The sequence below is a fragment of the Enterobacter sp. ZOR0014 genome (assembly GCF_000798855.1).
Taxonomy (GTDB): domain Bacteria; phylum Pseudomonadota; class Gammaproteobacteria; order Enterobacterales; family Enterobacteriaceae; genus Enterobacter; species Enterobacter kobei.
This window is the reverse complement of record NZ_JTLF01000058.1, coordinates 1-6,165: the sequence shown is the minus strand read 5'-3', so window position 1 is coordinate 6,165 and position 6,165 is coordinate 1. Positions and strand designations below refer to the sequence as shown.

5 protein-coding genes are annotated in these 6,165 nt (G+C 54.7%); 4 read left to right on the top strand and 1 reads right to left on the bottom strand.

What is annotated here, in order from left to right; translation table 11 throughout:
- Positions 1-109: 109 nt before the first annotated feature.
- Positions 110-697: a molybdopterin adenylyltransferase gene (mog, locus tag L977_RS02375; RefSeq protein ID WP_032637529.1), complete on the top strand. Its 588-nt coding sequence runs from the start codon at positions 110-112 to the stop codon at positions 695-697.
- A gap of 122 nt (positions 698-819) precedes the next feature.
- On the top strand, positions 820-2,142 hold the full coding sequence (locus tag L977_RS02370) for an MFS transporter (protein ID WP_023332054.1): 1,323 nt from the start codon (positions 820-822) through the stop codon (positions 2,140-2,142).
- Here L977_RS02370 and satP read toward each other — a convergent pair.
- On the bottom strand, positions 2,119-2,685 hold the full coding sequence (gene satP / locus L977_RS02365) for an acetate uptake transporter (RefSeq protein ID WP_023332055.1): 567 nt from the start codon (positions 2,683-2,685) through the stop codon (positions 2,119-2,121). The genes L977_RS02370 and satP overlap by 24 nt on opposite strands.
- Before the next feature lie 296 nt (positions 2,686-2,981).
- On the opposite strand from satP, the gene dnaK reads away from it, so the two are divergent.
- Positions 2,982-4,895 carry a molecular chaperone DnaK gene (gene dnaK, locus L977_RS02360; RefSeq protein WP_014882491.1) on the top strand — a complete coding sequence of 638 codons (1,914 nt, stop codon included), beginning with the start codon at positions 2,982-2,984 and terminating at the stop codon, positions 4,893-4,895.
- An 87-nt stretch (positions 4,896-4,982) separates the two neighbouring features.
- Positions 4,983-6,128 carry a molecular chaperone DnaJ gene (gene dnaJ / locus L977_RS02355; protein WP_014830600.1) on the top strand — a complete coding sequence of 382 codons (1,146 nt, stop codon included), beginning with the start codon at positions 4,983-4,985 and terminating at the stop codon, positions 6,126-6,128.
- The last annotated feature ends 37 nt before the right edge of the window (positions 6,129-6,165 follow it).

Sequence of the window (6,165 nt, the reverse complement as noted above, 5' to 3'; positions counted from 1 at the left end):
CATTCTGCGTGACCGGGTCCCCGGTCACGCTACTTCTTTCGTACTCTGTCTGAATTTCCCCTCTGCGTGTATCATTCCCTTTAATCAGTACTTTTTGAATGGAATGGATATGAATACCTTACGCATCGGCTTAGTGTCGATTTCCGACCGCGCCTCCAGCGGCGTTTACCAGGATAAAGGCATCCCTGCTCTGGAAGAGTGGCTGGCAAGCGCGTTGACCACCCCGTTTGAGATCCAGACCCGCCTGATCCCGGACGAACAGCCAATCATCGAGCAGACCCTGTGTGAGCTGGTGGATGAAATGAGCTGTCACCTTGTGCTGACGACGGGCGGAACCGGCCCTGCGCGCCGCGATGTTACCCCGGACGCGACGCTGGCGATTGCCGATCGTGAAATGCCAGGCTTCGGTGAACAGATGCGTCAGATCAGTCTACACTTTGTCCCGACGGCCATTTTGTCTCGCCAGGTGGGGGTGATCCGCAAACAGGCGCTGATTCTGAACCTGCCGGGCCAGCCGAAGTCCATCAAAGAGACGCTGGAAGGACTGAAAGCGGAGGATGGCAGCGTCATCGTCCACGGCATCTTTGCAAGTGTACCGTATTGTATACAGTTGCTGGAGGGACCGTACGTCGAGACGGACGACAAAGTGGTAGCAGCATTTCGTCCTAAAAGCGCCCGCCGCGAGACAATCTCCTGAAATTAATTAAAATGTGACATTAGCGTCAGCCGCAGTGGCGTGTAAATGGATTTACGATATAGTAATTTTTTCTTTACGATTGCTGTAAAAAATAATCCACAAAACATGCACAATGGTTCGCTATGTCACATAACACCCGACCTCTGAATCGACAGGATTACAAAACCCTCACGCTCGCCGCTCTGGGCGGCGCGCTGGAGTTTTACGACTTCATCATCTTTGTTTTCTTCGCCGCTGTGGTAGGGGAGTTATTCTTCCCGGCGGATATCCCGGAATGGCTGCGACAGGTGCAAACCTTCGGCATTTTTGCTGCCGGATATCTGGCACGTCCGCTGGGCGGCATTGTGATGGCGCACTTTGGCGATCTGGTCGGGCGCAAGAAAATGTTTACCCTGAGTATCCTGCTGATGGCCGTGCCGACGCTGGCGATTGGCCTGCTGCCAACCTATGCCTCAATGGGTATTGTTGCCCCGTTATTGCTGCTACTGATGCGTATTCTTCAGGGGGCGGCGATCGGTGGTGAGGTACCGGGGGCGTGGGTGTTTGTTGCGGAACATGTTCCGGCGCGCCGCATTGGTATCGCCTGCGGCACCTTAACCGCGGGGTTAACGGTGGGGATTTTGCTTGGTTCCGTCGTTGCGACCATTGTAAACACCAGCATGACGCAGCAGGCTGTGCACGACTGGGGCTGGCGCTTACCGTTCCTGCTGGGCGGAGCGTTTGGCCTGGTGGCGATGTACCTGCGTCGCTGGTTGCAGGAGACGCCGATTTTCCTTGAGATGCAGCAGCGCAAAGCGCTGGCTCAGGAGTTGCCGGTCAAAGCCGTGGTGGTGCGCCATAAAAAAGCGGTCGTGGTGTCGATGCTGCTCACCTGGCTGCTCTCGGCGGGCATCGTGGTGGTGATTTTGATGTCGCCGGTCTGGCTGCAAAAACAGTACGGGTTCGCCCCGGCAGTGACGTTACAGGCGAACAGTATCGCGACCATTATGCTTTGCTTTGGCTGTCTTGCCGCCGGGCTGGCTGTCGATCGCTTCGGTGCCAGCGTGACCTTTATCGTCGGCAGCCTGTTACTGGCCGTATCAAGCTGGGCGTTTTACCATTTGGCAGGCAGCCACCCTGAACAGCTGTTCCTGCTGTACGGTGTAGTAGGCCTGTGCGTAGGCGTTGTCGGGGCGGTACCGTATGTGATGGTACGCGCGTTTCCGCCTGAGGTGCGCTTCACCGGCATCTCATTTTCTTACAACGTCTCGTATGCCATCTTTGGCGGACTGACGCCGATTGCGGTGACGGTATTAATGGGGGTGTCTCCCCTGGCGCCGGCCTGGTACGTGCTGGCGTTGTCGTTAATGGGGCTGGTATTGGGGATTTGGCTTCGGCAGTCAGGGGAAAATCGTGCCCGCGAGGCGGGCACGACAGACGAATCAGTGTTTTTCACCAATCGGTAGAATAGTGCGGCCGAACTGCTCGTTCAGCACTTCACCCATGGCCAGGTAGATAGCGCTTGCGCCGCATACCAGGCCAATCCAGCCTGCAACGTGTACGATGCCTTCGTTATCCACCAGGTGGCCGATGGCCAGCAGGGCGAACAGTACGGTCAGGCTCAGGAAGACGAACTGCAGCGCGCGGTTCCCCTTCAGCGTGCCGAAGAACATGAACAGGGTGAAGACGCCCCACAGACCCAGATACACGCCCAGGAAGTGGGCATTCGCTGCGTCTGCCAGACCCATTTTAGGCATCAGCAGGATAGCGACCAGCGTCAGCCAGAACGAGCCGTAAGAGGTGAAGGCGGTTAAGCCGAAGGTGTTGCCTTTCTTATATTCCAGCAGACCCGCGAAGATTTGTGCGATGCCGCCGTAAAAAATGCCCATCGCCAGGATAATGCCATCCATCGGGAACATCCCGATGTTGTGCAGGTTCAGCAGGATAGTGGTCATGCCAAAACCCATCAGGCCCAGCGGAGCCGGATTAGCCAACTTAGTGTTGCCCATAAGTCCTCAAAAAAATCATCATTAATATGGTGAAATGGTTAAACCCGCGTCATTACTCCCTGACGGGGCGCGGCATCATAATGGGCGCAATCGATGCCGTCTATGATCTCATCAGGGTGAAATTAAAAATTTTTTTACGCTTGCCCCTTGATGGATGCCGTAGCGACCCCATCTTGTAGTCAACCGCAGTGTGTGGACCTGAAAAAAATCAAATCTGGGCAGTTGAAAAAGCACGTTCTGCCCTTATTACAGGTACACAACCACATGTTGACTGAATTTTTAGTGGAGACGTTTAGATGGGTAAAATTATTGGTATCGACCTGGGTACGACCAACTCTTGTGTAGCGATTATGGACGGCACTACTGCACGCGTGCTGGAGAACGCCGAGGGCGATCGCACCACGCCTTCTATCATTGCTTATACCCAGGATGGTGAAACTCTGGTTGGTCAGCCGGCTAAACGTCAGGCAGTGACAAACCCGCAAAATACCCTGTTTGCGATTAAACGCCTGATCGGCCGCCGCTTCCAGGACGAAGAAGTTCAGCGTGACGTTTCTATCATGCCTTACAAAATCATCGCAGCAGATAACGGCGATGCATGGCTTGATGTGAAAGGCACCAAAACTGCACCACCGCAGATCTCTGCTGAAGTGCTGAAAAAAATGAAGAAGACTGCTGAAGATTACCTGGGTGAGCCAGTAACTGAAGCCGTTATCACCGTACCTGCCTACTTTAACGATGCTCAGCGTCAGGCTACCAAAGATGCTGGCCGTATTGCAGGTCTGGAAGTAAAACGTATCATCAACGAACCTACCGCAGCGGCTCTGGCTTACGGTCTGGATAAAGAAGTGGGCAACCGCACTATCGCGGTTTACGACCTGGGTGGTGGTACCTTCGATATCTCTATTATCGAAATCGACGAAGTTGACGGCGAAAAAACCTTCGAAGTTCTGGCAACCAACGGTGATACCCACCTGGGTGGTGAAGACTTCGATACCCGTCTGATCAACTACCTCGTAGACGAGTTCAAGAAAGATCAGGGCATCGACCTGCGTAACGACCCGCTGGCAATGCAGCGCCTGAAAGAAGCCGCTGAGAAAGCGAAGATCGAACTGTCTTCCGCTCAGCAGACCGACGTTAACCTGCCGTACATTACTGCAGATGCGACCGGTCCTAAACACATGAACATCAAAGTGACCCGTGCAAAACTGGAAAGCCTGGTCGAAGACCTGGTGAACCGTTCTATCGAGCCACTGAAAGTTGCTCTGCAGGATGCTGGCTTGTCCGTGTCTGATATCAATGACGTTATCCTCGTTGGTGGTCAGACCCGTATGCCAATGGTCCAGAAGAAAGTGGCTGAGTTCTTCGGTAAAGAGCCACGTAAAGATGTTAACCCGGACGAAGCCGTTGCTATCGGTGCTGCCGTTCAGGGTGGTGTATTGACCGGTGAAGTGAAAGACGTTCTGCTGCTGGACGTTACCCCGCTGTCTCTGGGTATCGAAACCATGGGCGGCGTGATGACTGCGCTGATCACTAAAAACACCACTATCCCGACCAAGCACAGCCAGGTGTTCTCTACCGCTGAAGACAACCAGTCTGCGGTAACCATCCATGTGCTGCAGGGTGAGCGTAAACGTGCGTCTGATAACAAATCTCTGGGTCAGTTCAACCTGGATGGTATCAACCCGGCACCACGCGGCATGCCGCAGATCGAAGTGACCTTCGATATCGATGCTGACGGTATCCTGCACGTTTCCGCGAAAGACAAAAACAGCGGTAAAGAGCAGAAGATCACCATTAAGGCTTCTTCCGGTCTGAACGAAGAAGAGATCCAGAAAATGGTTCGTGAAGCAGAAGCGAACGCGGAATCTGACCGTAAGTTCGAAGAGCTGGTTCAGACCCGTAACCAGGGTGACCATCTGCTGCACAGCACCCGTAAGCAGGTTGAAGAAGCGGGCGACAAACTGCCAGCGGAAGATAAAACGGCTATCGAAGCTGCACTGACTGCGCTGGAAACGTCTCTGAAAGGCGAAGACAAAGCGGATATCGAAGCGAAGATGCAGGAGCTGGCACAGGCTTCCCAGAAGCTGATGGAAATTGCTCAGCAGCAGCACGCGCAGCAGCAAGCGGGCGCTGACGCTTCCGCGAACAACGCGAAAGACGACGACGTTGTCGACGCTGAGTTCGAAGAAGTTAAAGACAAAAAATAATCGCCCTGATGCAGGGTAATTAATCGGCACGGGCGTAGGAGAACTCTCCACGCCCGTGCTCGCATGTTAAGGGGCTTAAAAAAACCAATGGCAAAGCAAGACTATTACGAGATTTTAGGCGTTCCGAAAACTGCGGAAGAGCGTGAAATCAAAAAGGCGTATAAGCGCCTGGCCATGAAATTCCACCCGGACCGCAACCAGGGGGATAAAGAGGCTGAAGCAAAATTTAAAGAGATCAAAGAAGCCTACGAAGTCCTGACCGATGCACAAAAACGTGCGGCCTATGACCAGTACGGCCACGCAGCCTTTGAACAGGGCGGCATGGGCGGCGGCGGATTCGGTGGCGGCGGCTTTGGCGGCGGTGCTGATTTCAGCGACATCTTCGGCGACGTGTTCGGCGATATCTTTGGCGGCGGTCGTGGTCGTCAGCGCGCAGCGCGCGGCGCAGACCTGCGCTATAACATGGAGCTGACGCTGGAAGAGGCCGTTCGCGGTGTCACCAAAGAGATCCGTATCCCGACGCTGGAAGAGTGTGACGTGTGCCACGGCAGCGGCGCGAAAGCGGGTACCCAGCCGCAGACCTGTCCAACCTGTCACGGTTCCGGTCAGGTGCAGATGCGTCAGGGCTTCTTCGCAGTACAGCAGGCCTGTCCTCACTGTCATGGCCGCGGTACGCTGATTAAAGATCCGTGCACTAAATGCCACGGTCATGGTCGCGTTGAGAAAACCAAGACCCTGTCCGTCAAAATCCCGGCAGGCGTGGATACGGGCGACCGCATCCGTCTGGCAGGTGAAGGTGAAGCAGGTGAGCACGGCGCACCGGCAGGCGATCTGTACGTTCAGGTTCAGGTGAAGCAGCATGCCATCTTCGAGCGTGAAGGTAACAACCTGTACTGTGAAGTGCCGATCAACTTCGCCATGGCGGCGCTCGGTGGTGAAATTGAAGTGCCTACCCTGGATGGTCGCGTCAATCTGAAGATCCCGGGCGAAACCCAGACCGGTAAGCTGTTCCGCATGCGCGGTAAAGGCGTGAAGTCCGTTCGCGGCGGTGCTCAGGGCGACCTGCTGTGCCGTGTGGTTGTAGAAACCCCAGTGGGGCTGAACGACAAGCAGAAACAGCTACTGAAAGAGCTGCAGGAGAGCTTTGGCGGCCCAACGGGCGAGAAAAACAGTCCGCGCTCCAAAAGCTTCTTTGATGGCGTCAAAAAATTCTTCGACGACTTGACCCGCTAATTTGTTAGCCGGTTTTCAACGATATAAAGCCCGGAAG